The organism is Methylobacterium sp. 37f (assembly GCF_023093475.1).
Classification (GTDB): domain Bacteria; phylum Pseudomonadota; class Alphaproteobacteria; order Rhizobiales; family Beijerinckiaceae; genus Methylobacterium.
This window is the reverse complement of the sequence record NZ_JAGHKN010000003.1, coordinates 1-22,713: the sequence shown is the minus strand read 5'-3', so window position 1 is coordinate 22,713 and position 22,713 is coordinate 1. Positions and strand designations below refer to the sequence as shown.

Annotated in this window: 23 protein-coding genes and 1 riboswitch; of the genes, 11 read left to right on the top strand and 12 right to left on the bottom strand. The window is 70.0% G+C overall.

All coding sequences use genetic code 11. The features are described 5' to 3' along the window. Positions 1-30: 30 nt before the first annotated feature. The 3 genes from J7U37_RS02775 to J7U37_RS02765 form a co-directional block, all read right to left on the bottom strand. Entirely contained in the window at positions 31-2,235 is a 2,205-nt protein-coding gene (locus J7U37_RS02775; RefSeq protein WP_247634752.1) for a PBP1A family penicillin-binding protein, read from the bottom strand. 158 nt (positions 2,236-2,393) lie between these two features. Then, positions 2,394-2,843: a GNAT family N-acetyltransferase gene (locus J7U37_RS02770; RefSeq protein WP_247634751.1), complete on the bottom strand. Its 450-nt coding sequence runs from the start codon at positions 2,841-2,843 to the stop codon at positions 2,394-2,396. 87 nt (positions 2,844-2,930) lie between these two features. Next, the gene (locus tag J7U37_RS02765) at positions 2,931-3,254 is read right to left on the bottom strand and encodes a hypothetical protein (RefSeq protein WP_056484710.1); all 324 of its coding nucleotides are present in this window, start codon (positions 3,252-3,254) and stop codon (positions 2,931-2,933) included. Positions 3,255-3,421: 167 nt separating this feature from the next. Between J7U37_RS02765 and J7U37_RS02760 the strand changes: the two genes are divergently transcribed. Further along, complete coding sequence (locus tag J7U37_RS02760) at positions 3,422-3,640, top strand: hypothetical protein (RefSeq protein ID WP_056182216.1); 219 nt, start codon at positions 3,422-3,424, stop codon at positions 3,638-3,640. A 32-nt stretch (positions 3,641-3,672) separates the two neighbouring features. Here J7U37_RS02760 and J7U37_RS02755 read toward each other — a convergent pair whose 3' ends face one another. The 3 genes from J7U37_RS02755 to J7U37_RS02745 form a co-directional block, all read right to left on the bottom strand. Next, complete coding sequence (locus tag J7U37_RS02755) at positions 3,673-4,002, bottom strand: hypothetical protein (RefSeq protein ID WP_247634750.1); 330 nt, start codon at positions 4,000-4,002, stop codon at positions 3,673-3,675. Between the two features lie 142 nt (positions 4,003-4,144). Continuing rightward, positions 4,145-5,245, bottom strand: coding sequence for an acyltransferase family protein (locus tag J7U37_RS02750; protein WP_056182219.1), 1,101 nt, complete (start codon positions 5,243-5,245; stop codon positions 4,145-4,147). 123 nt (positions 5,246-5,368) lie between these two features. Beyond that, on the bottom strand, positions 5,369-5,743 hold the full coding sequence (locus J7U37_RS02745) for a hypothetical protein (RefSeq protein WP_056182222.1): 375 nt from the start codon (positions 5,741-5,743) through the stop codon (positions 5,369-5,371). A gap of 319 nt (positions 5,744-6,062) precedes the next feature. On the opposite strand from J7U37_RS02745, the gene J7U37_RS02740 reads away from it, so the two are divergent. Both J7U37_RS02740 and J7U37_RS02735 read left to right on the top strand, forming a co-directional pair. Then, positions 6,063-6,854: a site-2 protease family protein gene (locus J7U37_RS02740; RefSeq protein ID WP_247634749.1), complete on the top strand. Its 792-nt coding sequence runs from the start codon at positions 6,063-6,065 to the stop codon at positions 6,852-6,854. 121 nt (positions 6,855-6,975) lie between these two features. Next, positions 6,976-7,230 (top strand): hypothetical protein, encoded by a 255-nt coding sequence (locus J7U37_RS02735; protein ID WP_056485910.1) that lies wholly within the window; start codon positions 6,976-6,978, stop codon positions 7,228-7,230. 100 nt (positions 7,231-7,330) lie between these two features. Here J7U37_RS02735 and J7U37_RS02730 read toward each other — a convergent pair whose 3' ends face one another. Then, positions 7,331-8,062 carry a BA14K family protein gene (locus tag J7U37_RS02730; RefSeq protein WP_247634748.1) on the bottom strand — a complete coding sequence of 244 codons (732 nt, stop codon included), beginning with the start codon at positions 8,060-8,062 and terminating at the stop codon, positions 7,331-7,333. Between the two features lie 150 nt (positions 8,063-8,212). Then, positions 8,213-8,321: riboswitch (TPP riboswitch) on the top strand. 79 nt (positions 8,322-8,400) lie between these two features. Here J7U37_RS02730 and thiC point away from each other — a divergent pair. Continuing rightward, entirely contained in the window at positions 8,401-10,293 is a 1,893-nt protein-coding gene (thiC, locus tag J7U37_RS02725; RefSeq protein ID WP_056484701.1) for a phosphomethylpyrimidine synthase ThiC, read from the top strand. A 20-nt stretch (positions 10,294-10,313) separates the two neighbouring features. Here the strand turns inward: thiC and J7U37_RS02720 are convergent, their stop codons facing one another. The 3 genes from J7U37_RS02720 to J7U37_RS02710 all read right to left on the bottom strand — a co-directional run bounded on the left by J7U37_RS02720 (position 10,314) and on the right by J7U37_RS02710 (position 13,287). Beyond that, the gene (locus J7U37_RS02720; RefSeq protein WP_247634747.1) at positions 10,314-10,637 is read right to left on the bottom strand and encodes a hypothetical protein; all 324 of its coding nucleotides are present in this window, start codon (positions 10,635-10,637) and stop codon (positions 10,314-10,316) included. A gap of 357 nt (positions 10,638-10,994) precedes the next feature. Further along, positions 10,995-12,449, bottom strand: a complete 1,455-nt coding sequence (locus J7U37_RS02715; RefSeq protein ID WP_247634746.1) for a DNA polymerase Y family protein — start codon at positions 12,447-12,449, stop codon at positions 10,995-10,997. A gap of 55 nt (positions 12,450-12,504) precedes the next feature. Next, complete coding sequence (locus J7U37_RS02710) at positions 12,505-13,287, bottom strand: ImuA protein (protein WP_247634745.1); 783 nt, start codon at positions 13,285-13,287, stop codon at positions 12,505-12,507. A gap of 351 nt (positions 13,288-13,638) precedes the next feature. Between J7U37_RS02710 and J7U37_RS02705 the strand changes: the two genes are divergently transcribed. The 3 genes from J7U37_RS02705 to J7U37_RS02695 all read left to right on the top strand — a co-directional run bounded on the left by J7U37_RS02705 (position 13,639) and on the right by J7U37_RS02695 (position 16,193). After that, complete coding sequence (locus J7U37_RS02705) at positions 13,639-14,571, top strand: collagen-like protein (RefSeq protein WP_056484696.1); 933 nt, start codon at positions 13,639-13,641, stop codon at positions 14,569-14,571. A gap of 144 nt (positions 14,572-14,715) precedes the next feature. Continuing rightward, a complete protein-coding gene (locus tag J7U37_RS02700) occupies positions 14,716-15,441 on the top strand; it encodes a TerB family tellurite resistance protein (RefSeq protein ID WP_056182243.1) in 726 nt (241 codons plus the stop codon). After that, positions 15,438-16,193: an N-acetylmuramoyl-L-alanine amidase gene (locus J7U37_RS02695; protein ID WP_247634744.1), complete on the top strand. Its 756-nt coding sequence runs from the start codon at positions 15,438-15,440 to the stop codon at positions 16,191-16,193. The genes J7U37_RS02700 and J7U37_RS02695 overlap by 4 nt, the downstream gene beginning before the upstream one ends. A 77-nt stretch (positions 16,194-16,270) precedes the next feature. Here J7U37_RS02695 and J7U37_RS02690 read toward each other — a convergent pair whose 3' ends face one another. Next, complete coding sequence (locus tag J7U37_RS02690; RefSeq protein WP_247634743.1) at positions 16,271-17,296, bottom strand: TerC family protein; 1,026 nt, start codon at positions 17,294-17,296, stop codon at positions 16,271-16,273. Between the two features lie 207 nt (positions 17,297-17,503). Between J7U37_RS02690 and J7U37_RS02685 the strand changes: the two genes are divergently transcribed. Beyond that, positions 17,504-18,775, top strand: coding sequence for a TIGR03862 family flavoprotein (locus J7U37_RS02685; RefSeq protein WP_247634742.1), 1,272 nt, complete (start codon positions 17,504-17,506; stop codon positions 18,773-18,775). An 87-nt stretch (positions 18,776-18,862) separates the two neighbouring features. On the opposite strand, the gene J7U37_RS02680 is transcribed toward J7U37_RS02685, so the two are convergent. After that, positions 18,863-19,132 carry a hypothetical protein gene (locus tag J7U37_RS02680; RefSeq protein ID WP_056182251.1) on the bottom strand — a complete coding sequence of 90 codons (270 nt, stop codon included), beginning with the start codon at positions 19,130-19,132 and terminating at the stop codon, positions 18,863-18,865. Positions 19,133-19,337: 205 nt separating this feature from the next. Here J7U37_RS02680 and J7U37_RS02675 point away from each other — a divergent pair, with 205 nt between their 5' ends. From J7U37_RS02675 to J7U37_RS25260, 3 genes are all read left to right on the top strand, one after another. After that, the gene (locus J7U37_RS02675; RefSeq protein ID WP_247634741.1) at positions 19,338-19,991 is read left to right on the top strand and encodes an urease accessory protein UreE; all 654 of its coding nucleotides are present in this window, start codon (positions 19,338-19,340) and stop codon (positions 19,989-19,991) included. Positions 19,992-20,042: 51 nt separating this feature from the next. Beyond that, positions 20,043-21,053 carry a tRNA dihydrouridine(20/20a) synthase DusA gene (gene dusA, locus J7U37_RS02670; RefSeq protein ID WP_282103545.1) on the top strand — a complete coding sequence of 337 codons (1,011 nt, stop codon included), beginning with the start codon at positions 20,043-20,045 and terminating at the stop codon, positions 21,051-21,053. Between the two features lie 272 nt (positions 21,054-21,325). Then, a partial coding sequence (locus J7U37_RS25260; RefSeq protein WP_247634740.1) for a phosphatase PAP2 family protein occupies positions 21,326-22,713 on the top strand: 1,388 nt, incomplete at its 3' end.

Sequence of the window (22,713 nt, the reverse complement as noted above, 5' to 3'; positions counted from 1 at the left end):
GGCCAGGGTGCGGCAAGCGGTGCCCGGGCGCTACTCGCCGACGCCGAACAGCTTCTCCAGGAAGTTGCGGTCGTCGCGGCTCGGGCCGCGGCCGGCATCGGCGTGGCGTGCGGTCGGGCGCGAAGGGGCGGCCGCCTGCGGCTCGCCCAGGAGGGCGCCGATCAGGCCGCCGGGCGTGCTGTTGGTTACGGCCGGCTCGGAGGGAGCCCGATTGCGCCAGTTCCTGGCGCCGGGGAGCATCACGGGGGTCTGGCCCTTGAGCGCCACCGTCATGTAGGCTTTCCAGATCTCGCCCGGCAGGTTGCCGCCCGAGACCTTCTTGGTCGGCTCGCCATCGTCGTTGCCGAGCCAGACGCCGGTCACCAGGGTGGCCGAGTAGCCGATGAACCAGGCATCGCGAAAATCCTGGCTGGTGCCGGTCTTGCCCGCGAGATCCCAACCCGGGATCTCGGCCTTCCGAGCGGTGCCGGAGACGAAGGTCTCGTGCATCATCGCGTTCATCATCGCGTCGGCGTTGGCGTCCATGACCCGGCCGAGGCCGCCGTCCTTGCGCTTGTAGAGCACCTTGCCGTCGGCGCTCTTCACGCTGGCGATGATGTAGGGGATCACGCCGGTGCCCCCGTTGGCGAAGGCCGCGTAGGCGCCGACCATCTCGAGCGGCGTCACCTCCGAGGTGCCCAGCGCGATCGAGCCGTTGGCCTGGAGCGGAGAGGAGATGCCGAGCCGCTGCGCGGTCTGCACCACAGCCTTGGGGCCGACCTCCTGGCCGAGGCGGACCGCCACCGTGTTGAGGGAGAGCGCCAGCGCGTCGCGCAGGGTCACGGCCCCGCGATAGTCGCGCGAGTAATTCTCCGGGCTCCAGCCCTTGATGCTGATCGGCGCATCCTCCCGCACCGTGTCGGGGGTCAGGCCGAGCTCCACCGCCGCCAGGTAGACGAAGGGCTTGAACGAGGAACCCGGCTGGCGCTTGGCCGTGGTGGCACGGTTGAACTGGCTCTGGGCGTAATCGCGCCCGCCCACCAGGGCGCGGATGGCTCCGTCCGGCTTCATCGACACGAGGGCGCCCTGGCCGACGTTGTAGCGGCCCCCCTTCTGGTTCAATTCGTCCACCAGCGCCTTCTCGCCGGCCGCCTGCAGGCCGGTCTCGACGGTGGTGGAAATCACGATGTCGCTCTCGAACTTCGGCACGAAGTCGTCGAGCACGTCCATCACGAGGTCGGCGACGTAATTGGCCGAGCCGCCGCCGCGGATGCCGGCCGGTCGGGCCGGGGTCGCGAGCGCCAGCTTGACGTCGGCGGGCTTGGCGAAGCCCAGCTCCTCCATGGCGGCGAGCACCTGGGCGGCGCGGGCCTGGGCGGCGGGAAGGTTGCGGTTCGGCGCGAGGCGCGACGGTGCCTGCACGAGGCCGCCGAGCATGGCCGCCTCCGCCAGCGTCACGGCCTTGGCCGGCTTGCCGAAATAGCGCTGGGCCGCCGCCTCGACGCCGTAAGCGCCGGCGCCGAAATAGACCCGGTTCAGGTAGAGTTCGAGGATCTCGTCCTTGCTGTACTTGTGCTCCAGCCACAGGGCCAGGATCGCCTCCTGGATCTTGCGCGAGGCCGAGCGTTCCGGGGTGAGGAACAGGTTCTTGGCGAGCTGCTGCGTCAGGGTCGAGCCACCCTGCGACACCCCGCGCCGGGTGATGTTCTGGGCGACCGCGCGGGCGATGCCGACGGGATCGACCCCGAAATGGCTGTAGAAGCGCCGGTCCTCGATCGCCACGAAGGCGCGCGGCAGGTAGGGCGGCAATTCCTTGATGCTCACGACCCGGCCGCCGGTCTCGCCGCGATTGGCCAGCAGCGAGCCGTCGCTGGCCAGGATGGCGATGTTGGGTGGGCGCTTGGGCACCGCGAGCTGATCGATCGGCGGCAGTTGCGAGGCGTGATAGGCCACGAGGCCGGCGATGCCGATCACGCCCCAGAGTCCCACGACCACCGTGACGTAGGTGAGCCGTCCGAGGATCGAGCGGCGCGCCCGGCGCGACCCCTTGCGGGGGCTGCGCCCGCGGGAGGGCGCGGGCTTCCCGGCCGACGCAACCCGTCCGCCCCGTGAACCTGACTCGCCTCGCGCCACGCCGCCTCCCGGGCGATCGGCCCGCGAGAGGCGCAGGTCGAGATCGGCCGGATCTCCGGCGCGCCCCTCGGGCACGTCGAAATTCGGCTCCCCCCTGCCTCCGCCTGCGCGTCCCTTCGCCATTCGTCCCGTCTGCCCCAAGGTTCGTTCGTGATCCGAGCGACCCTGCTTGCGCACGGTAATTGCGGCGGGTTTAAGGGGTGTTAACCGGGGGAATTTTCAACGCTTTGAGAAATCAGGGAAATTTCGGAATCTGCAGGCTTCGTCGTCAGGCTTTCTCGTCAGGTTTTCTTGCGCAGCGGCCTGACCCAGAGCGATCCGATGTCGGAGAAGCCGGTGGCCGCACCGAAGGCCGCCAGTTCTGGCTGCTCCGGGCCGATCAGCAACTGGATGGTGCCGCATCCGGAGGCGCGAGCGGCCTGGGAGGCCGCCTTGAGCAGGAGGCGGCCGATGCCGCGCCGGCGCTCGTCCGGTCCGACCAGCAGGGTGGTGATTAGGGCCGTCGGCAGGTCCGCGTCGAGTGATCGGTAGGCGTGCCAGACGATGAGACCGCTGGGGGGACCCCATTCCAGGGCCAGGAGGGCCGACCCTGTTCCATGCCGGAAAGCTTCGATCCGTTGCGACAGGCGATCGGGGTCGAGGCGTTGACCGGCGGCGCGCAGGAGTTCGGACAGGCCCAATGCGTCGGCGCCGGTCGCCGCCCGGATCTCCAGTCCGTAACGGCTCGCCACGTCCGACTCCGGGTTGCCCCGCAGGCGATGCGCCGGCGGAGCCAAGGTGTTTCGAGGGAATGGTGGCGGGCGGGTGTTGCCCGGGCGTCAGTCCCGCCGCATCAGGCCGTACAGGGCGAATCCCGCCAGGGCCGCCAAGCCGAGGGCCAGCCCGCGATTGTCCTGGAGCCGGCCCATGGCCGCCTGGCCCGCGTCGCGCAGGTCGTTGCCGAGGGGCGAGCCGTTCAGGATGCGCTCGGCGCGGGCCTGGTTCTCCGGGCGGATCGCGATCGAGACGGCGAAGGCCTCGTCGTCGATGCGGTCGATCTCGACGCTGTTGCGAGCGAATCCGGCCCGGGACAGGCGGTCCCGCGCTGCACGGGCGGCCCGGAGGGACGGAACCGTCACGGAGGCCAACACGCTGTCAGACATTCAGTTTTCTCCTTATTTGGCAGACCAAACTTCGGCCGCGCGAAGGTGGTTCCGCGGGGACGCGTCGATGCCGGTCTCTTAAGCTCTCGGCAACCGCCCCGGTTCTAAGCCCCGCTCGTCTCGCCCGAGCCGATCCCGCGGGCCGTCGCATCAGGAGTTTGCCAGGCTTGCGCGATCCGTTCGTACCTGCCGCCCTTGCCGACCGCCTGCGGGAGAAGCGCCGGAAGGCGCGCCCGCGCGCAGCCCTCGCCTATGAGCCGGCCCAGCCGGTCTTCGCCGAACTGCTCGACACCCGCGGACACGGCACCGGGCAGTTCGTGCGCCTGTCGCAGGGGATGGTCGAGGCCATCACCCGGAGCGCGCGTGAGATGTCGGACCCGTCCTGACAGCTTGGCCTGTAGCCTGCCGGCTTGGCCGGTCAGCGGTCGCAGCCGATGCAGATGTCGCGCACCACGCGCTGGCGGCTTGGGCCGGTGCGCTGGTTCGGCAGGCTTCCGTTGAAGGCGTGCTCGGCCGCGCGGGCCACCGGCGGGACCGGTCTCACAGGTTGCGGTACCGGGAGTTGAGATGGTGTCGGGGCGGGAGCCGTCAGGGCCATGTACTGCGCCGCCGCAGGTGTCGGGAGTGCGAGCCCGGAGATCAGGCCCGCGAGGGAAAGGACGGCCAGCGGCCGTCGCCGCGACAGGACGGCGAACGCCTGTCTCGGCGGCTTGCCGGGCGTCGGCGGTGCAGGACGTCGCGTCGCCATCCGGGCCTCCGGTCGTCTATCCTTGATCGGTGCGGCCTCGGTTCTCCGCCGCGGCTGCCGTGACGGGAACGAGGCGGAGTCCGGATCGTTCCGCGACCGGCTTGCCCCAGGGGCCTGGCAGGCGCCTTACCGACGCGACGGATCAGACTGCCCGGAGCGATGCCACCTCCGGCCGCGTCCGTTCGCCGACGATGTGGAACGCCCGGGGCCGCACGAACAGGAACGACAGGCGCGTGTGGCGGACGAGCCGCTCGAAGGCCAGCGGGACCAGGATCGCCACCACGGTGACGACGAGGCTCGCGAGCCCGATATCGGCGATCACCCCGGATTTCACGATCAGCGTTCGGGTCAACGCCATCGGCAGGAAGAACGCCAGGTAGATCACGATCGAACGCTGGCCGCAGGCCCGCAGGGCCGCTGTCACCGGTCCGCCCGTGCGGGACAGCAGGGCGCCGATGGCGACGACGGCGAGGGCGCCCGCGCCGCTGAGGATCAGGGCGAGCCCCGGCAGGGCGGCCAGGACCGGAACCGCCCGGAACCCGGTCGGGACGAAGACCAGGGCGGCGTTGACCACGGCCCACAGGGCCAGCCCGATCAGGGCGGTGCGGGCGTGGCGCTGCACCAGATCGGCGAAGGTGAAGATGCGCTCGGCGAAGAGGTAGCCCACCAGGAACCAGACGTAGCGGTCGCAGAATTCATCGACGAGCTCCGCCCCGGTGTGGATCGGCAGCACCTGCAACAGGGCCGCGCCGCCGAGGAGCCACGGCAGGGGCACCTGCCGAAGGGCCTTGGTCAGCACTGAGAACAATGCCAGCAGGTAGATGAACCACAGGGTGGAATAGGGCTCGATCAGGGACTGGGCGAGATGGGCGACGAAGGCGCCCGGGCCGGCCCCGTCGACGATCTGGCCGTACTTCACCGCCGACTGGATCAGCACCCAGAGGAGGTAGAAATAGACGAAGTGCACGAGGCGCCGGTCGAGGAAGAGGCGCCAGTCACGGTCGATGACCCGACCGAGAAACAGGCCCGACAGCAGGAAGAAATCCGGGATTCGGAACGGGCGCGCGAAGGCCACCACAATGTGGAGGAAACCCTCGCCCTCCATCGCGATGCCGGTGCCGAGGGTCGAATGCATCATCACCACGAGGATGATGCAGAGGCCCTTGGCGACATCCACCCAGGCGAGCCGGTGGCTCTCCTTCGCGGACACCCCCGCATGCCGCTCCGCTCCGACCACCGTCATGATCCCGCCCCTGCCCACCGGGGGGGCAGTTTCGGCGCAGACCCTTAAGGAGGCGGATACGCGGCCGAACGCGCCGGGATCATGCCGAATGTGGGGTTAAGGAGCCGGTGGCGATTGTCCCGGTCAGTGCGGGTCGCGCTTGGCGCTCCGGCGCCCGCGGGTCATCCGCGTCGCGGCGTGGAAATCGTCGGGCTTGGTGCGGACCCAGGCCAGGAACTCCGCCATCTCGGGGGCGGCCCGCAAGGCGTCGACGTCGGCGAGGCGGCGGGCGATCTCGGCCTCGCTGAAGCGGGCATGGATCGCCGAGTGGCAGATTTGGTGCAGCCGTACCGTGCCGGCTCGCGCGCCGCCCTTCAGCTTCGGGGTGAGATGGTGCAGGCTCGACTTGGCGTGCGGCGGGATTGCGCGCTCGCAAAGCGGGCAGATGACCGCCGGCTTCGCCTGGGAGCCGTGCGTGGTCGGGTCGTCCTCTCGCCAGAGCCGGGCGCGTCGTCCCACGGTGTTCTCCTGATCAGACCCGTCGGGGGATTGGACTCGACGAGGTGTTGGTGCCGACGAGGTCTTGGTGCCGACGAGGTCTTGGTGGGAACAAGGTCCTGGTGCCGACGATCGGCAGTGTCCCGGCGGCGGGGCCGGAAAATCCCAAGCTTCCACGCAGGTAGGGACTGGACTTTGGCGTGTCACCAGCGATGTTGCGTCGCGTGAAAGCCCCCGATCCGTCCCCCACCTCCCGCATGGTCCTGCGCGCTCATCGCGGTGCGGCCCGCCCGCGATCCGCATCGGCGGTCAGGGTCGAGTGCCGCGCGGATTGATGGGCATGGCAGGGCGCGTGCGGGGACAGGGGAGGATCGGCCTGAGCACGAACGTGCTGCTGGTCGGACTGATCTTCAGCGGGTTGGGCTTCGGGATCGGAGCCGACCTGATGGAAGGCTCGGGCGCCGCCTTCGTGTTCCTGATGGCCGGGTGGGTGCTGGGGCTCTGCCTGCACGAATTCGGCCATGCCGAGGCCGCCCGCCTCTGCGGCCTGCCCGCGGCCGGGAGCCTCAGCCTCGATCCGCTGCGCGCGCCGAATCCGCTGGCGACGATGCTGTTGCCGACCGTGTTCACGATCCTGGGCGGGCTCGGCTTTCCGGGCGGGGTCGGCGCGTCCCCCGAGGGCGTTTCGAGTCCGGCGCGCCGGTCGATGATCGCCGCGGCCGGCCCGGCGATGAGCCTCGCCTTCCTGGTCGCGCTCGTGGTCCTGTATGCCCTGGCCAGTCCCGCGGCGGAGACCCTGCGGGCCGCCCTGGCCGTCTCGGTGCTGTTCCAGGGCACTGCCCTGATCCTCGGCCTGATGCCCGTGCCGGGCCTCGACGGTTACGACATCGTCCGCCCCTGGATCTCAGGCCCTGCAACGGCCCGGGCCGGGACCGCTGCATCACGCCCGTCCGGCATATGGACCTGGGCGGATCGGATGGTCCGGCATTCGAGCCTCGTGCTGCTCGGCATCTTCCTGGTCTCCGGCGTCTTCACTCGCCCGCTCTTTCGCGCGAGCCTGCGGCTGACCGCCGGCCTCGGCATCGATCTTGCCGACGTCATCACCGGCTACAGGCTCGTACGCCTCTGGTGATCGCGGGCGGCGATCGGTCGGGGGTGCGTCCGTGGCGCGTGAGGATCGCGCGGCTTTCGTGCTAGGTGCGCTCCGCACCCGGACCCGGCTCGCTCCGCCGCGGAGCCGGTGGAGACCCATGATGGCCCTCAAGACGACGTTCCTGGTCCAGACCTTCGTGATCAAGCGCAAGCGGCTCTCGCCGGGCGACCGGGAGGTGGCCGTGACGGAGAGCGGCGCCCTGAAGAAGGCCGAGGCGATGGCCGGCCGCTTCCCCGGCACGGCGGCGATCAAGGTCGTGGCCGACGACGAGACGGGCGAACTGGAAAGCGCCACCATCCTGGGCAGCTTCGGCGAAATCCCGGACGATTTCGCCGAGAGCCTGCAGGGCGGCTGAGGGCAGACCAGAGTCGGATCCCGGGTTCCTCGACGCACGAGGGCCCCGCCTTTCGGCAGGGCCCTCGCGGGTATCGGGGGATTCGTGCTTGGCTCGGACCTTACGGGCAGGCGTGGCGCTGGCCGTCATTGCCCAGATAGGTCCCGCTCCGGCGATCGTAGGAGCGGAAGCGCTGGACGCAGTAGGCGACATCGTTGCCGGCAGGCGCGACTTCCGTGGTTTCCGCGTAGCCGGCCGGGGCGTAGGCGCCGCCGTAGGGCGCATAGCCACCGCCGTAATAGGCCGGTGCGTAGCCGCCCGCGTAGTAATCGTCGCCGTAATAGCCGCCATAGGCGCTGCCGAGGCCGTAGCCGATGCCTGCGCCGGCGAGACCCAGGCCGAGCCCGAGGCCGATTCCGCCGTAGCCGCGACGATACCCGTGGCCAGCGAAGTGGCCCCGATCGAAGCCGCCCCGGTGTCCCGCGAAGCCGCCTCGGTGTCCGGCGAAGCCTGCGCGATTGAAGCCGCCCCGGAAGCCGTTATTGGCCGCGAAACCCGCTCCGGCGCCGAGACCCGCCCCCGCACCGATCACACCACCCCGGTTGAAGCCGCCGCGGTTGAAGCCACCCTGGGCCAAGCCGCCGCGGAAGCCGCCGCCACCGAAGTTGCCACCGCGGAAGCCGCCGCCCGCGAATCCGCCGCGACCGCCGAATCCGCCGCCACCGATTCCGCCGCCGTGGAAGCCGCCGCCGCCACCCCGGAACCCGCCGCCGCCCGGACGCGCGTCGGCGGTCACGGGAATCATCGAGAGGGCACCGACCAGGGCGGCCGAGGCCAGAAGAATGCGCTTCATGGGAGAAATCCTATGGTGGCATGCCGATCGTAGAGACCGGACGTCTGATCAGTAAACGCGGGACTGAGCGACGAAGTTCGTCTTGGACGACATTCCGCGTCGGTTTGTCAGGGCAACGATTGACAAACGCGACGCCGACCTTGAATCTGGAACCATTCCGAGGGGGGCCCCGAGTGCGGGGGCTGAGATTGGGCGCGTCGCCCTGACCCTTGAACCTGATCCGGTTCGTACCGGCGGAGGGACGGGAATTATCAGAAGCGGCGCGCGGGTTCAGGCGTCGTCCCATCCAAACCGCCGTTCGCGAGTCCGGATCGTCTCCCACGCCAGGAGCGACCCCGATGAATGCACCCGTTCTCCCGAAAGATCTGCCGCAGGGCCAGGCGCCCGCGGTGACCACCGGCCCGATCATGGGCTCGCGCAAGGTCTATGCGGCGGTGGCCGGGCATGACGACATCCGGGTGCCGTTCCGCGAGATCACCCTGAGCGATCCGAAGGAAGCGCCGGTGCGGGTCTACGACCCGTCGGGCCCCTACACGGAGACCGATGCGGGGATCGACCTCAGCGCCGGCCTGCCGCTGGTGCGCGAGCCCTGGATCGCTCGGCGTGGCTACGCCACCGTGACCCCGCGCGCGGTCAAGCCCGAGGACAACGGCTTCGTGCCCGAGGACAAGCTCGTGGCCCCGTGTCCGGCCACCCGCGAGATCCGCAAGGCCGCACCGGGCCAGATGGTGACGCAGTACGAGTTCGCCCGCGCCGGGATCATCACCGAGGAGATGATCTACGTCGCGCACCGCGAGAACCTGGCGCGCGAGACGATGCTGGAGGGCGCCCAGGCGGCGCTCAGCGACGGCAACAGCTTCGGCGCCGCCCTGCCGGCCTTCATCACGCCCGAATTCGTGCGCGACGAGGTGGCTCGCGGCCGCGCCATCATCCCGGCCAACATCAACCACCCCGAGGTGGAGCCGATGGCGATCGGCCGCAATTTCCTGGTCAAGATCAACGCCAACATCGGCAATTCGGCCGTGACCTCGTCTGCGGCCGAGGAGGTCGAGAAGCTGGTCTGGGCGACCCGCTGGGGCGCCGACACGGTGATGGACCTCTCCACCGGGCGCAACATCCACAACATCCGTTCGTGGATCGTGCGCAACTCGCCGGTTCCGATCGGCACGGTGCCGATCTACCAGGCTCTGGAGAAGGTCGGCGGCGATCCGCTGAAGCTCGACTGGGAAGTCTTCAAGGACACCCTCATCGAGCAGGCCGAGCAGGGCATCGACTACTTCACCATCCATGCGGGCGTCCGCCTCGCGCACGTGCCCCTCACCGCGCGCCGGGTCACCGGCATTGTCAGCCGCGGCGGCTCGATCATGGCGCGTTGGTGCCTTGCCGGGCACCGCGAATCGTTCCTCTACGAGCGCTTCGACGAGATCTGCGACATCATGCGGGCCTACGACGTCTCGTTCTCGCTGGGCGACGGCCTGCGCCCCGGCTCCATCGCGGATGCCAACGACGCAGCGCAGTTCGCCGAACTCGAGACTCTGGGCGAACTCACCAAGATCGCCTGGGACAAGGGCTGCCAGACCATGATCGAGGGCCCCGGCCACGTGCCGATGCACAAGATCAAGGTGAACATGGAAAAGCAGCTGGTGGAGTGCGGCGAGGCGCCGTTCTACACCCTCGGCCCGCTGACCACCGACATCGCCCCCGGCTACGACCACATCACGTCGGGCATCGGCGCCGCCATGATCGGCTGGTTCGGCTGCGCCATGCTCTGCTACGTCACCCCGAAGGAGCATCTCGGCCTGCCCAACCGCGACGACGTCAAGGAAGGCGTGATCACCTACAAGATCGCGGCCCATGCGGCAGACCTCGCCAAGGGCCACCCGGCGGCGCAGCTGCGCGACGACGCTCTCTCGCGCGCCCGGTTCGACTTCCGCTGGGAGGACCAGTTCAACCTCTCCCTCGATCCCGACACCGCCCGCGCCTATCACGACGAGACCCTGCCGAAGGACGCCCACAAGGTCGCGCATTTCTGCTCGATGTGCGGTCCGAAGTTCTGCTCGATGAAGATCACGCAGGACCTGCGCGCCGAGGTGCTGGCGATGGAGGCGGCCGGCCAGGTTCTGGGCGAGGCGACGGCCATGAGCCAGGCCGAGCGCGAGGCCGGCATGGCGGCGAAGTCGGCCGAGTTCCAGGCCGAGGGCGGCAAGCTCTACGTCGACGCGGCGGAGTAGTCCCTTCCTCCCCGGATCGGTCAGGGGCGTCTGACGGGTCCGGGGCAGGCTCGAAGAGGAAGGATCGCCATCGGTGCCTTGAACGCGAGCTGGGTCTCGATCCCTACGCCGTAGGCATCGTAAAGCGCACCGAGCATGAGCTTGGCTGCGATGTCATAGTCCGGTGGTGTCCCGAGCGTGATCTCCCGGGTGTGGTTTTTCGTCTGATCGGTTTGGGTAAATCCCAACTGCCGCAGAGCCGCGTCCGAAGCGTGCGAGAGCTCGAAGCGCAGTGTCGCTGATCGAGGGCCATAAGCACCGGACGACGCTTCGCAGAACATCTTCGTGTCCTCATCGAAGAACATGCATTGAAGAACATGCATTGCACGTAGCTCTGGTCCACTCGGGCATCGCTGACGACGAGGAACCGATCCCGAGAGGTTGAGCGCGGGCCAAGCCGGTGGATACTGCGCACCCGCTCGATGACGGCGCAGCGACGGGCTTTGATGAAGGCTGCCCGGTCGCGATCGGCTGGAGCCGCGTCGGAGGGCGGACCGGAGGCGGCCATCAGCATCGCGTAAGCGATGCAGCGGGTTCCGATTCGCCCCAAGGTGGTGAGGGTCATTCCAGCGGCTCCCGATTCCGATCGTCGGAAGAATGATCGCCCGCGCCCGTCATGCAGTCTGTAATTGCATCACTGGGCTTCTCCGCCATCTGTCATCTCAGGCGAACAGCCCGTGCACGAACCAGCGCGCCGGCGCCGGTATCGCCGGAACTTCTTCGCGATAGACCCAGAGGCGGCGGCCGGCCTCGTCCTCCACCACGTAGTAATCGCGCGTCGGGCCGGGGGCATGCCACCACTCGTCGGCGATGCGCTCCGGGCCGTCCGCATGGGCGATGCGATGGACCCGGCGGCGCCAGCGGAAGCGGTGCGGCGGCCCGTCGGGAGCCAGCGCGATGACGTCCTCGGCCGCCTCGCCCCGGCTGAGCAGCACCAGCGGGCGCGGCGGCAGGCGCGCGCGGGCTCCCGGATCGGGCCGGTCCGCCTGCGTGGGGAGGCTGGCGCGCCACGGCTCCGCGGCCTCGGCCTGCTCGGGCAGATGGGTCTGGCGAAACCCGAGCCGCATCATCCGCCGGCCGAGGCGCTGGCGCAGGGCATCGCCCAGATGCTCGGCGCCTTCACACCCGCCGGAGGCCTCCATCAGCGTCGCCTGGCGTGCCGTGATCGTGCCCGTGGCGGTGACGTCGAGACTGACGGTCTCGAAGCCGAACCCGGCATCGAGGGCCGGGCCGAGGCGGTCGAGGCGCAGGGCGAGCAGGCGTCCGATCTGGCTCGGGCAGCGGGTCGGCAGGCTCAAGCCGAGATCGAGGGTGCGCAGGATTCCATCGACGCGGGTCAGGGTCAGGCGCACGGCCCGGGCACCGAGGCCGGCCGCCTCCAGCCGGGGCCCGATGCGCTCCATCAGACCCATGGCGGTGGCCACGATGGTCTCCGGCTGCCCGATCGGTTCGAGGAAGCCGCGCACCGCCTGGAATTCCCGGGGGTCCTCGGCGGTGACCAGGGGGTCGGGGCGGTGTCCGAGGGCCTGATCGAGGCGCAGCAGCAGGGTTTCGCCGAAGCGTCGGGCCAGCGGTGCCCGGGGCGCCGTGGCGAGGTCGCCGATCCGGCGCAGGCCGAGGCGGGCCAACGCCTGCGCCATGGCCGCATCGAGGCGCAGGGCCAAGACGGGCAGGGCGTGCAGGGCCTCCGCGTTGCAGCCCGGAGCCACGAATCCGCCTCCGCCATGGCGCGCCAGGGCGAAGGCGCAGGCCGGCGTATCGGCGAGCGCGATGCGGGCCGCGATGTCGCGCGTCGACAAACGCCGGGCGAGGTCGTCCATCAGCGCGGCTTCGCCGCCGAACAGGTGGCTCGCCCCCGCGATGTCGAGGAAGAACCCGTCGCCGCCCTCCGCCGGGCCGTAGGGGGCGACGACGGGCGTGTAGCGCTTGGCCCAGAGGCACAGGCGGTGCAGCGCGGCGGCATCGGCCTCCGGATCGGCCGGATGGACGGCGACCGGCGTCCCGATCCGGGCGCGGGCCCGGGCCAGGGTTTCGCCGGGCGCGAGGCCGAGCGCGCGGGCGGCCGCGTCCACCGCCACCAGGCGCAAGCCGTTGGCCTCCATGGCGGCCACGACCATCGGGCCGCCTTCGCCGGTGCCGCCTTCGCCAGGGCCGCCTTCATTTGGGCCGCCATCAGCCCGAGCGCTGGGCGCGTCGTTCGCCGAGGATGCCGCCTGGGCCCGCCTCAGCCGCGTGATCGGCCAATGCTCCAGCCAGACCGAAACGATGCGCGGCATGATCCCACTCCAGAAGCCAATGTCCGGTCCGTCCGTTGCGGCTCCGGTCGAGCGTCACCTGCCAGCACGGCCGCTCGATGCAGCCGAAGCGGTCGCGCAGGGCCTTGCCGGCGGCGACCCGCCAGCGCGTCGCCGCCACGTTGGGGCTGTCCGCCTCCGGTGGCCTCAGCACGAGGAGCAGCAGGTCGGTGTGGGCCGCCGCGAGATGGAGCCGGCGGCTCTGGGCGAGAGGCAAGGCGGCATCGATGAGGCCCGCCACCGCCGCCAACCCCTGCGCGCGCAGGGATTCCTCGAGCGCCCGGTAGGCGTCGCCGTCGCTCGCCACGTCGAACAGCAGCAGGCGCCCGGGATCGAGGCCGAGCCCGGCCAGCCCATGCCCGTAGGGAAGGGGGTGCCCCCGGCCCACCACCAGCAGGGCCTCGCCGCGCACCCGGGCGAGGTGGCGCGCCACCAGCGCGAGGGCGAAGCCCAGCGCCGCCGGTTCGTCGCCCGCCTGCGCCGGGGCGATCTCGTGCAACTGCCCAAGGGCGAGGCCGCCCTGGGCGAGGCGTGTATCGACGTCGTGGATGCCGAGGGGCAAGGCCCCCCGGAGGACGGACGTACCCCCGCGATCGGCCACGAGGGCGCGCAGGGCGGCCAGATCCAGGGGCGCCAGATCCAGGGGTACACTCGAACTCAAAACATCCGGACCCGAAGCATCCGGACCCGAAGCATCCGGGCTCGAGGCGTCCGAATCTGGCGCATTCGCCGATGACGTCTCGGTCTCCGCGTCGGGAGTGTCTTCAGGGCTCTGTCTCATCGGCTCCGTTCCATCCCGCTACGCTAAGAACAAAACAGGAACACACTCAATCGGTTTCCGGGGGGATTCAGAATTTCGCTCGTGCTCAGGGACTTGGCCTGTGGACGGCTGTGGATGCCTGTGGATGGCGGTCTCCGGGCCGGCCGATCCGCCACGCTTGACCCTGTGGCGAGGGCAGGGCAGCACTCCTCACCTGCCGCGCAGAAGACGCGGATCAGCCGGGAGAACTCCATGCGTCTCGCTCGTGCCCTCGTGATCCTGTCGGGCCTGATCACCGTCGCGGGCGGCCTGCCCGCTGCCGCGCAGACGGCGGCCCAGCCCAGGAGCGAGGCGGCCAGAACGCGCCGGCCCCAGGCCGTGTCGCAGCCGATCCAGGTCTACGATGCCCGTTTCGAGAACGGGGACCTGCGCATCTCCGGCAGCGTGCGCAAGCCGGGCACCGTGGTGGTGCTCGACGAAGACATCTCGATCATCGCCGACAGCCGGGGCCGGTTCGTGTTCCGCCTGCCCTACGTGCCCACCAACTGCATCGCTACCCTGAAGGCGGGCGAGGACGAGCGCGAGGCGGTGATCGCCAATTGCGGCCCGGCCGGCCAGCCCGGCCCGAAGGGCGAGACGGGGCAGAAGGGTGACACGGGCGACAAGGGCGAGACCGGCCCCGCCGGACCGCAGGGCGTCGCCGGCCTGCCCGGTCCCCAGGGGCCGAAGGGCGAACCGGGCGCCAAGGGCGAGACCGGTGCGAAGGGCGAGACCGGTCCCAAGGGTGAGGCGGGACCCAAGGGTGAGGCGGGACCCAAGGGCGAGACGGGACCCAAGGGCGAGGCCGGCCTTAAGGGAGAGGCGGGCGCGAAGGGTGATCCGGGCGCGAAGGGCGAACCGGGCCAGAAGGGATCGGCTGGCGAGCGCGGCCCGGCGGGTCCGAAGGGCGAAGCCGGTCAGGCCGCCCTCGCGGCCGCCGCACCCGCTTCCCCGTTCCGGGTCGTGCGCCAGGACACCTGCCCGGCGACGGGCTGCGCGATCACCTGCGAGGGCACCGAGATCCTGGCTTCGGCGCTCTGCCTGAAGGGCGGCAGCGCCATCGTGACGGCGGGCGCTGACGGAACCTTGAGTGCCGCCTGCCCCAGCGAGAGCCAGGGTCTCGTCGGCCTCTGCGCCCGACGCTGAGGCGCCTCTCGCCTATCGCCGAACCGAAGCCGTCCGGTGTAAGGACGCGCTTCGTTTCGCGCCGATATCGATTCTGCCCTTGTCGATCCCCCTCATGCCGCTTGCCCGTTCCAGCATCCATCCCAGCCCCCGCGAGGCCATTCGATGAGCCTTGGGATCTGGGGCAAGCTCGGCGGCACCGGAATCGGCCTCGCCATCGGCGGCCCCCTCGGCGGCCTCGTCGGCGGGGTCGCCGGGCACTTCCTGGTCGACCGCGAGGGCGCGCTGTTCGGCACCACGCCCCGCGACGTGGTGTTCACCACGGGCCTGGTGGCGCTCGCCGCCAAGATGGCGAAGTCCGACGGCGTGGTGACGCCGGCCGAGGTCGAGGCCTTCGCCAAGGTGGTGCAGGTGGACGAGCGGGCCCGGCCCGGCGTGCAGCGCTTGTTCGATCTCGCCAAGGGGACTTCGAACGGCTTCGAGGCCTATGCCCGCCAGCTGGCCACCACCTTTCGTGACGAGCCGGCCCTGCTGGAGGACGTGCTCGACGGCCTGTTTCACATCGCCAAGGCGGACGGCGCCATCCACGAGGCGGAGGAGCGCTACCTGCGCGCGGTGGCGGAGACCTTCGGCTACGACGAGGCCGCGTTCCGGCGCATCGCCGCCCGGCATGTGCGCCTGTCCGACGACCCCTACCTCGTGCTGGGTCTCGATCACGACGTCGACGATGCCGCCCTGAAGGCGGCGCACCGCGCCCTGGTGGTGGAGAACCACCCGGACCGCGCCATCGCCCGCGGCCTGCCGCCGGAGGCGGTGGCCATCGCCACGCGCCGGCTCGCGGCCATCAATGCCGCCTATGACCGGATCACCGCCGAGCGGGGCCTGCCATGAAACCCACCCCCGAGAGCCCCGTCGCCACCAGCGTCCACCCTTCGCCGAACCATGGTGAGCGCCGGGCCGGCCCGGTCGACCTGCTGATCCTGCACTACACCGGCATGGACAGCGCGGCCGCCGCCCTGCAACGCCTCGCCAACCCGGTGGCGGAGGTCTCGGCCCATTACGTGGTGCTGGAGGACGGCCGCGTGGTGCAGATGGTGCCCGAGGGGCGACGGGCCTGGCATGCGGGCCAGGGCTCCTGGGGGGGAATCACGGATATCAATTCGCGCTCGCTCGGCATCGAGATCGTCAACGGAGGCCATGCGGGCGGGCTGCCCGCTTATCCCCCGGCGCAGATCGAGGCGGTGATCGCCCTCTGCCGCGATCTCACCCAGCGCTGGAGCCTCGCCCCGCACCGGATTCTCGCCCATTCCGACGTCGCGCCCGAGCGCAAGGAAGATCCGGGCGAGCATTTCCCGTGGGAGACCCTGGCCCGCGCCGGCATCGGCCACTGGGTGGCGCCGGCCCCGATCCGCGACGGACGCTTCTTCGCGCAGGGGGATGCGGGGCCGCCGATCGAAGCGCTGCAGGCGATGTTCGCCCTCTACGGCTACGACCTGCCGGTGAGCGCCACCTTCGACGCGCGCATGGGTGCGGTGGTGACGGCGTTCCAGCGCCACTTCCGCCCGGCCCGCGTCGACGGCGTGGCGGATGCCTCCACCATCACGACGCTGCGGGACCTGATCGCGGCCCTACCGGGGCGGTAGCGCACCCGGATGCGCAACCCTCCCCCTCTGCGGGGAGAGGGAAGAGCCGGCGTGAAACTCCAGGCACAGGTCGACGCTCACGCGCGGTGCTGCGCCGCCTCGCCGCCCTGCGCCTGCATATCCTCCGCAACGGTGCCGCGGGTGCGCCAGAGGCTGTAGCTGACGCCGGCCACCAGGAACACGATGGTCACCGCGAGCGAGACCCACGGCGGCACGTGGACGAGGTCGAAGGTATCGGCCACCACGATCTTTCCGCCGATGAAGATCAGGATGAAGGCCAAAGCTGTCTTGAGATAGGCGAAGCGATCCACCATCGCGGCAAGCGCGAAGTAGAGCGCGCGCAGGCCCAGGATCGCGAAGATGTTGGAGGTGTAGACCACGAAGGTGTCGGTGGTGATGGCGAAGATCGCCGGCACGCTGTCGACGGCGAAGATCACGTCGGCGCCGTTCACCAGGATCAGCGCCAGGGCCAGCGGGGTCAGCCAGAGGGCTGTCTTGCCGGTCTTCGGGTCGGGTTTGCGCACGAAGAAGTGTTGCCCGTGCAGCTCGGGCGTGATCCGCAGGACCCGCCGCAGGAACCGGACGGCCCGGTTCTCGCGGATGTCGCCCGGCTCCTCGTCCTTCGAGAACAGCATCTTGAGGCCGGCGAAGATCAGGAAGGCGGCGAAGATCGACAGCACCCAGGCAGCCTGGTGCACGAGGGCCGCGCCGAGGCCGATCATCAACCCGCGCAGCAGCACGGCCGCCAGGATGCCCCAGACCAGGACCCGGTGCTGGGCGGCGCGCGGGATGCCGAGCGCGGTCAGGATGACGGCGATCACGAAGACGTTGTCCATCGACAGCGACTTCTCGACCACGAGGCCGGCCACGTATTCCTGCCCGGCCTGCGGACCGAGAAACCACCAGACCCACCCGCCGAAGATCATCCCGAGGGTGAAGTAGAACAGCGTCAGGAGCAGGCTCTCCTTCACGCCGATTTCGTGGTTCTTGTCGCGGTGCAGGAGCCCGAGATCAAAGGCCAGCAGCCCGGCCACGAGGGCGTGGAACCCAAGCCACATCCATACGGGCTTGCCGAGCCAGTCGTAATACAGAAAATCAACCATGACGCAGGACCGTCGATGCTTCTTGAGGAGAGAAAGCATCGGCTCCGACATCACGGAATGCATCATGCAGCATCCCGCCAGAGGGGCCCGCAGCCGATGAGGCGCAGTTGGGACTCGCCCGATGGCGAATCAAGGGCGAAGACCGGCTGCGTTTGAGAAGACCGGCTACGCTTGACAGGCGTGCCGCGCGACGGCTTCCCAGAACGCATGACTGAGATTGAACGGAGCGGCCCGAACACGTGTGAACCGCAGCCCTGCGATCCGAAGGCCCGTGGCCCTGCCGTGATCGGCGGCGGCCCGGCCGGTCTTGCGGCAGCGGAGGTGCTGGCGCATGCCGGGCATGCCGTCACCCTGTACGACCGCATGCCGAGCGTCGGCCGCAAGTTCCTCATCGCCGGGCGCGGCGGGCTCAACCTGACCCATTCCGAAGCGCTGCCGGCCTTCCTGGCGCGCTACCACCCGGAGGGCGGCACCCTGGCCGGGGCCATCACGTCATTCCCGCCGGACGCCCTGCGCGGCTGGTGCGACGACCTCGGCCAGCCGACCTTCGTCGGATCGAGCGGCCGCGTCTTTCCGGAGCGCTTCAAGGCTTCGCCCCTGCTGCGCGCCTGGCTGCAACGCCTCGAGGGCCTGGGTGTCCGCATTCGAACCCGCCACCGGTTCACCGGCTGGGCGGCCTCGGGCGGCCCGGTCTTCGAGACGCCGGAGGGCCGGATCGAGACCGCCCACCGCCCGGTGCTCCTGGCGCTCGGAGGCGCGAGTTGGCCCCGCCTCGGCTCGGACGGGACCTGGGTGCCGCTCCTCGAAGGCGAGGGCGTCGCGGTGGCGCCGCTGAAGCCCGCCAATGTCGGCTTCACCGTGCCCTGGACGCCGGTCTTCGCCGAGCGCTTCGCCGGGACGCCTCTCAAGCGCATCGCCCTCGCGATCGACGGCACTTCGGTTCGCGGCGAGGCCGTGATCAGCGCCGACGGGATCGAGGGCGGGGCGATCTATGCCCTCTCGCGCATCCTCAGGGCGGCGACGGAACGGGGCGACGCCGTAATGCACCTGGATCTGCGCCCCGATCTCGCCGCGGCCACCCTGGCGAAATCCCTGCGCGATCCGAAGCCCGGGCTGTCGCTCGCCAACCGCCTGCGGAAGGATGCGGCCCTGCCGCCGGTGGGCATCGGCCTCCTGCGCGAGGCCGCCCATCCGCTGCCCGTCACCGCCGAGGCGCTGGCGGCGCTGATCAAGGCGGTGCCGATCCGCCTCCTGGCTCCGCGCGGGCTCGACCGGGCGATCTCGACGGCAGGCGGTGTGAATGGTCGCGAACTCGACGCACGCTTCATGCTGGCGCGGCGGCCCGGCACCTTCGTGGCCGGCGAGATGCTGGATTGGGAGGCGCCCACGGGCGGATACCTGCTCCAGGGTGCCTTCGCCTCCGGCCGCGCGGCGGCCGAGGGCATGCTGGCCTGGATGGCGGCCCGGACAGAGGCATGAGACAGACGCATGAAAAAGGCTCCCTCTCGGGGGAGAGGGAGCCTCGCGGTCCGGCGCAGGCCTGAGGGCCGTACGGGTTTTGGGGTCTCAGCGGCAGTACACGTCGCCGTAGGCGTCGCGGTAGGTGCCGTAGGGGCAGCGGGGAGCCGTGGAGGCGCCCACGATGGCGCCGCCGGCGCCGCCGATGGCCGCACCCGCGAGCGCACCGCCGGCGCGGCCGGTGGCGGCTCCGCCGATGGCGGCACCCGCGAGGGCGCCGAGGCCGGCGCCGCCGAGGGCGCGATCCTGCGGCGTGTTGCAGGCGCCGAGCGAGAGGGCGAGGGCGCCCGCGAAGGTGGCGGCGATGAGCTTCTTCATGGTTCCGAGACTCCCTTGTGCGTCGTGACCCGGCCTTCGGCCGTGATGTTCGTGCCGCCCGAGCTTAAGCATTCCACCTCGGAAATGCACCCCGTACGGCTAAGGTTCCGGCCCGCCTTTCCGTTTGGTGAAAAAACCCTCTAGTGATGCGGCCTTCAGGACCCATCGGGGTGGTGCCGGCCACCCCTTCCGACGCGAGGAAATCATGCAGCGCGCCACCGCCATCGTCCGCAAGGTCGCCGTCCGCGCCGATGCGATCGTCGACACGATCGTGCTCGATCACGTCGCCCGGCAGGCCCCGCCGGAGAGCCTGACGGCGGAGGGTGGCCTGAGCCTCACCCTCGCGCTGGCCAAGGCGGCAGCCTTCGAGGACGGCGATGCCCTGCGCCTGGAGGACGGCCGTCTCGTCGCCATCCGGGCCGCGGGGGAGCCGCTCCTCGAAGTCCGCGCCGAGAACCCGGCCCGGCTCCTGCGCCTCGCCTGGCAGCTCGGCGGAAGCCATATCCCGACCGAGATCGCGGCCGACGTGCTCTACGTGCCTCGCAGCGCCGCCGAACTGGTGCGCGGCCAGGGCTGCGCCGCCACCCCGGTGACCCGCGCCTTCAAGCCCGAGCGCGCCGCCCACGACCACAGCCAGTGCGGCCATGATCATCATGCGCATGATCACCACGCGCACGAACACCACGATCATGCCCATCACGATCACGGCCATTCCCATACGGGGCATGACCATGCGCACGACCATTCCCATGCAGGGCATGACCATGCGCACGACCACTCCCATGCGGGGCATGACCATGCGCACGACCACGGCGCCCCCGGCCATGTGCACGGGCCGGACTGCAAGCACGACCACTGAGCGGGCCGGCCCCGCGTTGAAGCTCCGGGCGCGGACGGTTATGTCCGGCTCATGATCGCCCGCGACCTCCGCTTTTCCATCGCGCCCATGATGGACTGGACCGACCGTTACTGTCGGGCCTTTCACCGCACGCTGTCGCGGCGGGCGCGCCTCTATACCGAGATGGTCACCACCGGGGCGGTCATCCATGGCCCGCGCGCCCGGCTGCTCGGTTTCGACGCGATGGAGCATCCGGTGGCGGTGCAACTCGGCGGATCGAACCCGGCCGACCTCGCGCATGCCGCCCGCATCGCCGAGGGCTTTGGCTACGACGAGGTCAACCTCAATGTTGGCTGCCCGTCCGACCGGGTTCAGGACGGGCGCTTCGGCGCCTGCCTGATGCGCGAGCCCGCCGTGGTGGCCGCGTGCGTCGCCGCCATGAAGGCGGCGGTGTCGGTGCCGGTTACGGTGAAGTGCCGCATCGGCGTCGACGACCAGGACACCGAGCAGGCCCTCGATGCCCTGGCGGAAGCGGTGATCGCGGCCGGCGTCGACGGCCTCGTGGTGCATGCCCGCAAGGCCTGGCTCCAGGGCCTGTCACCCAAGGAAAATCGCGACGTGCCGCCCCTCGATTATCCGCGGGTGGCGCGGCTGAAGCGGGCCCACCCCGCCCTGCCCATCGCCATCAATGGCGGCATCGCCACCATCGCCGACGCGCGGTCCCATCTCGCGGAGGTGGACGGCGTGATGATCGGTCGGGCCGCCTACAGCGATCCGGCGATCCTCCTCGACGTCGATCCGGTCCTGTTCGACGAGGCCGCGCCGGCCGCCGACCCGTTCGCCGCGATCACGGCCTTCGAGCCCATCCTCGCCGGATTCCTGCAGGACGGCACGCGCCTGCATGCGGTGACGCGGCACATGCTCGGCCTATTCAACGGCCGCCCGGGCGCGCGCGCCTATCGCCGGCACCTCTCGACCTTCGGACTCCAGCCCGAAGCCGGGCTCGCGACCCTCCGGGACGCGGTCGAGCTGGTGGCGCAGGCCGAGCGCCGGATGAGCGCAGCCGACGCTGATGCGGCCTGAATCGCGTACGGCATGGTTCCGTTTGGATCAGCGAGTCCAAATTCGAGACCTTATGAATTTAATTGAATAAAAGCGTTCCGACGTTGCTTGCATATCACGTGTCTAGCGCTGGTAAAACATGACTACATTATGAACGGGCGGCTATACCTGTTTGCCGCCATGCCTGCGGCGGCGCCCTCCCGCCGATTCGTTCGGGAGGGTCTTGCACGGGGGCAGAGATACGACGTCATTCAGGTGTTTCCCTTTCCGGTCTTTCCCGATCCGGGGTCTCCGTGGCGGCGATCATCGCCGCTACGCTCGGCGCGACCGGCGCACGGGCCCAGTCGGCCCAGAATATCACGGCCACGGGCCTGGTTTCGGGCCTGAGCGTCCTTCCGAACACCAATGTCGGCATCGCCGACCTCAACGCGAATCTTGCCACCGCGCTGGCGATCAACAACGGCGCAACCCCCGACCAGCAGCGCCGGGCCATCATCGACAACACCATCACCAGTTCCAACGGCGTCGCGCTGGCTGATGCCTTCGGCTCGCGCCTCGGTGCCATCTACCGGGCCGCGAGCCCGACCAGCGCGATCGATCCGGGGCCCGCCACGATCGGTCCAACCAGCCAGTCCTCGTTCTCGCCGAACGTGCTGCAGCTGATCCGTCAGGCGAATGCGGTCTCCGGAAGCGACTCGGCCTTCGCCAAGAACTATCTTGCCAACGGAACAGTCTCGGGTTCGCTAACAACTTATGTCGGCCCGCAATACCTTCCCACCGGTGGCGTGTTCGGGGCCTATGACCGGATCTACGATCCTCCGGTTGGAGCCAACACGGTGGGCAATGCCCGCCCGGGACAGGTCCGCCTGGACCAGACGGCGTCCTTCACGCAGCCGAACTTCTTCGGCGTGCCGGCGAACAATACGACGGACATTCTCCCGACCGTGCGCACCAATGCCGCCTACCCGAGCGGCCACACCACCTTCGCGCAGACCACAGCGATCCTGTTCGCCCAGCTCGTCCCAAAGCGCTTTCAGGAGGCCGTTGCGCGCGGCTCCGAATACGGCAACAGTCGCGTCGTACTCGCCGTCCATTATCCCATGGACGTCATCGCCGGCCGTATTCTGGCGACCTATGATCTCGTCCAATTGCTCAATAACAATCCGCAATACCTGAACTACGCCGTTTCGAGTTCGCTCACCACGACCAGCGACTTCCAGGCGCTGTTCAATGCCGCACGCAGCGACCTCACCGGCCTGTTCACCAGCCAGTGCGGCACCACGATTGCGGTCTGCGCCGCGTCGGGTGCGCCGGACCGCTTCGCCGACAAGGCCAAGACCAAGGCCGACTACACCTACCGGCTGACCTACGGCTTCGCGCCGGTCGGGCCAACCGATCTCGCCCCCGTGGTGCCGGTTGGCGCCGAAATCCTGCTCGCCACCCGCTTTCCCTATCTCACCGCCGCCCAGCGCCGCGACGTGCTGGCGACCACTGAGATCGCCTCCGGCCGGCCCCTTGACGACGGGTCGGGCTATGCCCGCCTGAACCTGTTCACGGCGGCGGACGGGTACGGCGCGTTCAACGACGCCGTGACGGTGACGATGGATGCGGCGCAGGGCGGGGTCTCGGCCCTCGACAGCTTCAACAACGACATCGGCGGTCGCGGCTCGCTGACCAAGGC

Coding starts and splice junctions, on each gene's coding strand:
- J7U37_RS02680 (WP_056182251.1), bottom strand. CDS start 19,132: ATGAAGAAGCTCATCGCCGCCACCTTCGCGGGCGCCCTCGCCCTCTCG.
- J7U37_RS02675 (WP_247634741.1), top strand. CDS start 19,338: ATGCAGCGCGCCACCGCCATCGTCCGCAAGGTCGCCGTCCGCGCCGAT.
- J7U37_RS02700 (WP_056182243.1), top strand. CDS start 14,716: ATGAGCCTTGGGATCTGGGGCAAGCTCGGCGGCACCGGAATCGGCCTC.
- thiC (WP_056484701.1), top strand. CDS start 8,401: ATGAATGCACCCGTTCTCCCGAAAGATCTGCCGCAGGGCCAGGCGCCC.
- J7U37_RS02750 (WP_056182219.1), bottom strand. CDS start 5,245: ATGACGGTGGTCGGAGCGGAGCGGCATGCGGGGGTGTCCGCGAAGGAG.
- J7U37_RS02720 (WP_247634747.1), bottom strand. CDS start 10,637: ATGTTCTTCGATGAGGACACGAAGATGTTCTGCGAAGCGTCGTCCGGT.
- J7U37_RS02695 (WP_247634744.1), top strand. CDS start 15,438: ATGAAACCCACCCCCGAGAGCCCCGTCGCCACCAGCGTCCACCCTTCG.
- J7U37_RS02735 (WP_056485910.1), top strand. CDS start 6,976: ATGGCCCTCAAGACGACGTTCCTGGTCCAGACCTTCGTGATCAAGCGC.
- J7U37_RS02705 (WP_056484696.1), top strand. CDS start 13,639: ATGCGTCTCGCTCGTGCCCTCGTGATCCTGTCGGGCCTGATCACCGTC.
- J7U37_RS02755 (WP_247634750.1), bottom strand. CDS start 4,002: ATGGCGACGCGACGTCCTGCACCGCCGACGCCCGGCAAGCCGCCGAGA.
- J7U37_RS02765 (WP_056484710.1), bottom strand. CDS start 3,254: ATGTCTGACAGCGTGTTGGCCTCCGTGACGGTTCCGTCCCTCCGGGCC.
- J7U37_RS02690 (WP_247634743.1), bottom strand. CDS start 17,296: ATGGTTGATTTTCTGTATTACGACTGGCTCGGCAAGCCCGTATGGATG.
- J7U37_RS02685 (WP_247634742.1), top strand. CDS start 17,504: ATGACTGAGATTGAACGGAGCGGCCCGAACACGTGTGAACCGCAGCCC.
- J7U37_RS02775 (WP_247634752.1), bottom strand. CDS start 2,235: ATGGCGAAGGGACGCGCAGGCGGAGGCAGGGGGGAGCCGAATTTCGAC.
- J7U37_RS02740 (WP_247634749.1), top strand. CDS start 6,063: ATGGCAGGGCGCGTGCGGGGACAGGGGAGGATCGGCCTGAGCACGAAC.
- J7U37_RS02730 (WP_247634748.1), bottom strand. CDS start 8,062: ATGAAGCGCATTCTTCTGGCCTCGGCCGCCCTGGTCGGTGCCCTCTCG.
- J7U37_RS02715 (WP_247634746.1), bottom strand. CDS start 12,449: ATGGTCGTGGCCGCCATGGAGGCCAACGGCTTGCGCCTGGTGGCGGTG.
- dusA (WP_282103545.1), top strand. CDS start 20,043: ATGATCGCCCGCGACCTCCGCTTTTCCATCGCGCCCATGATGGACTGG.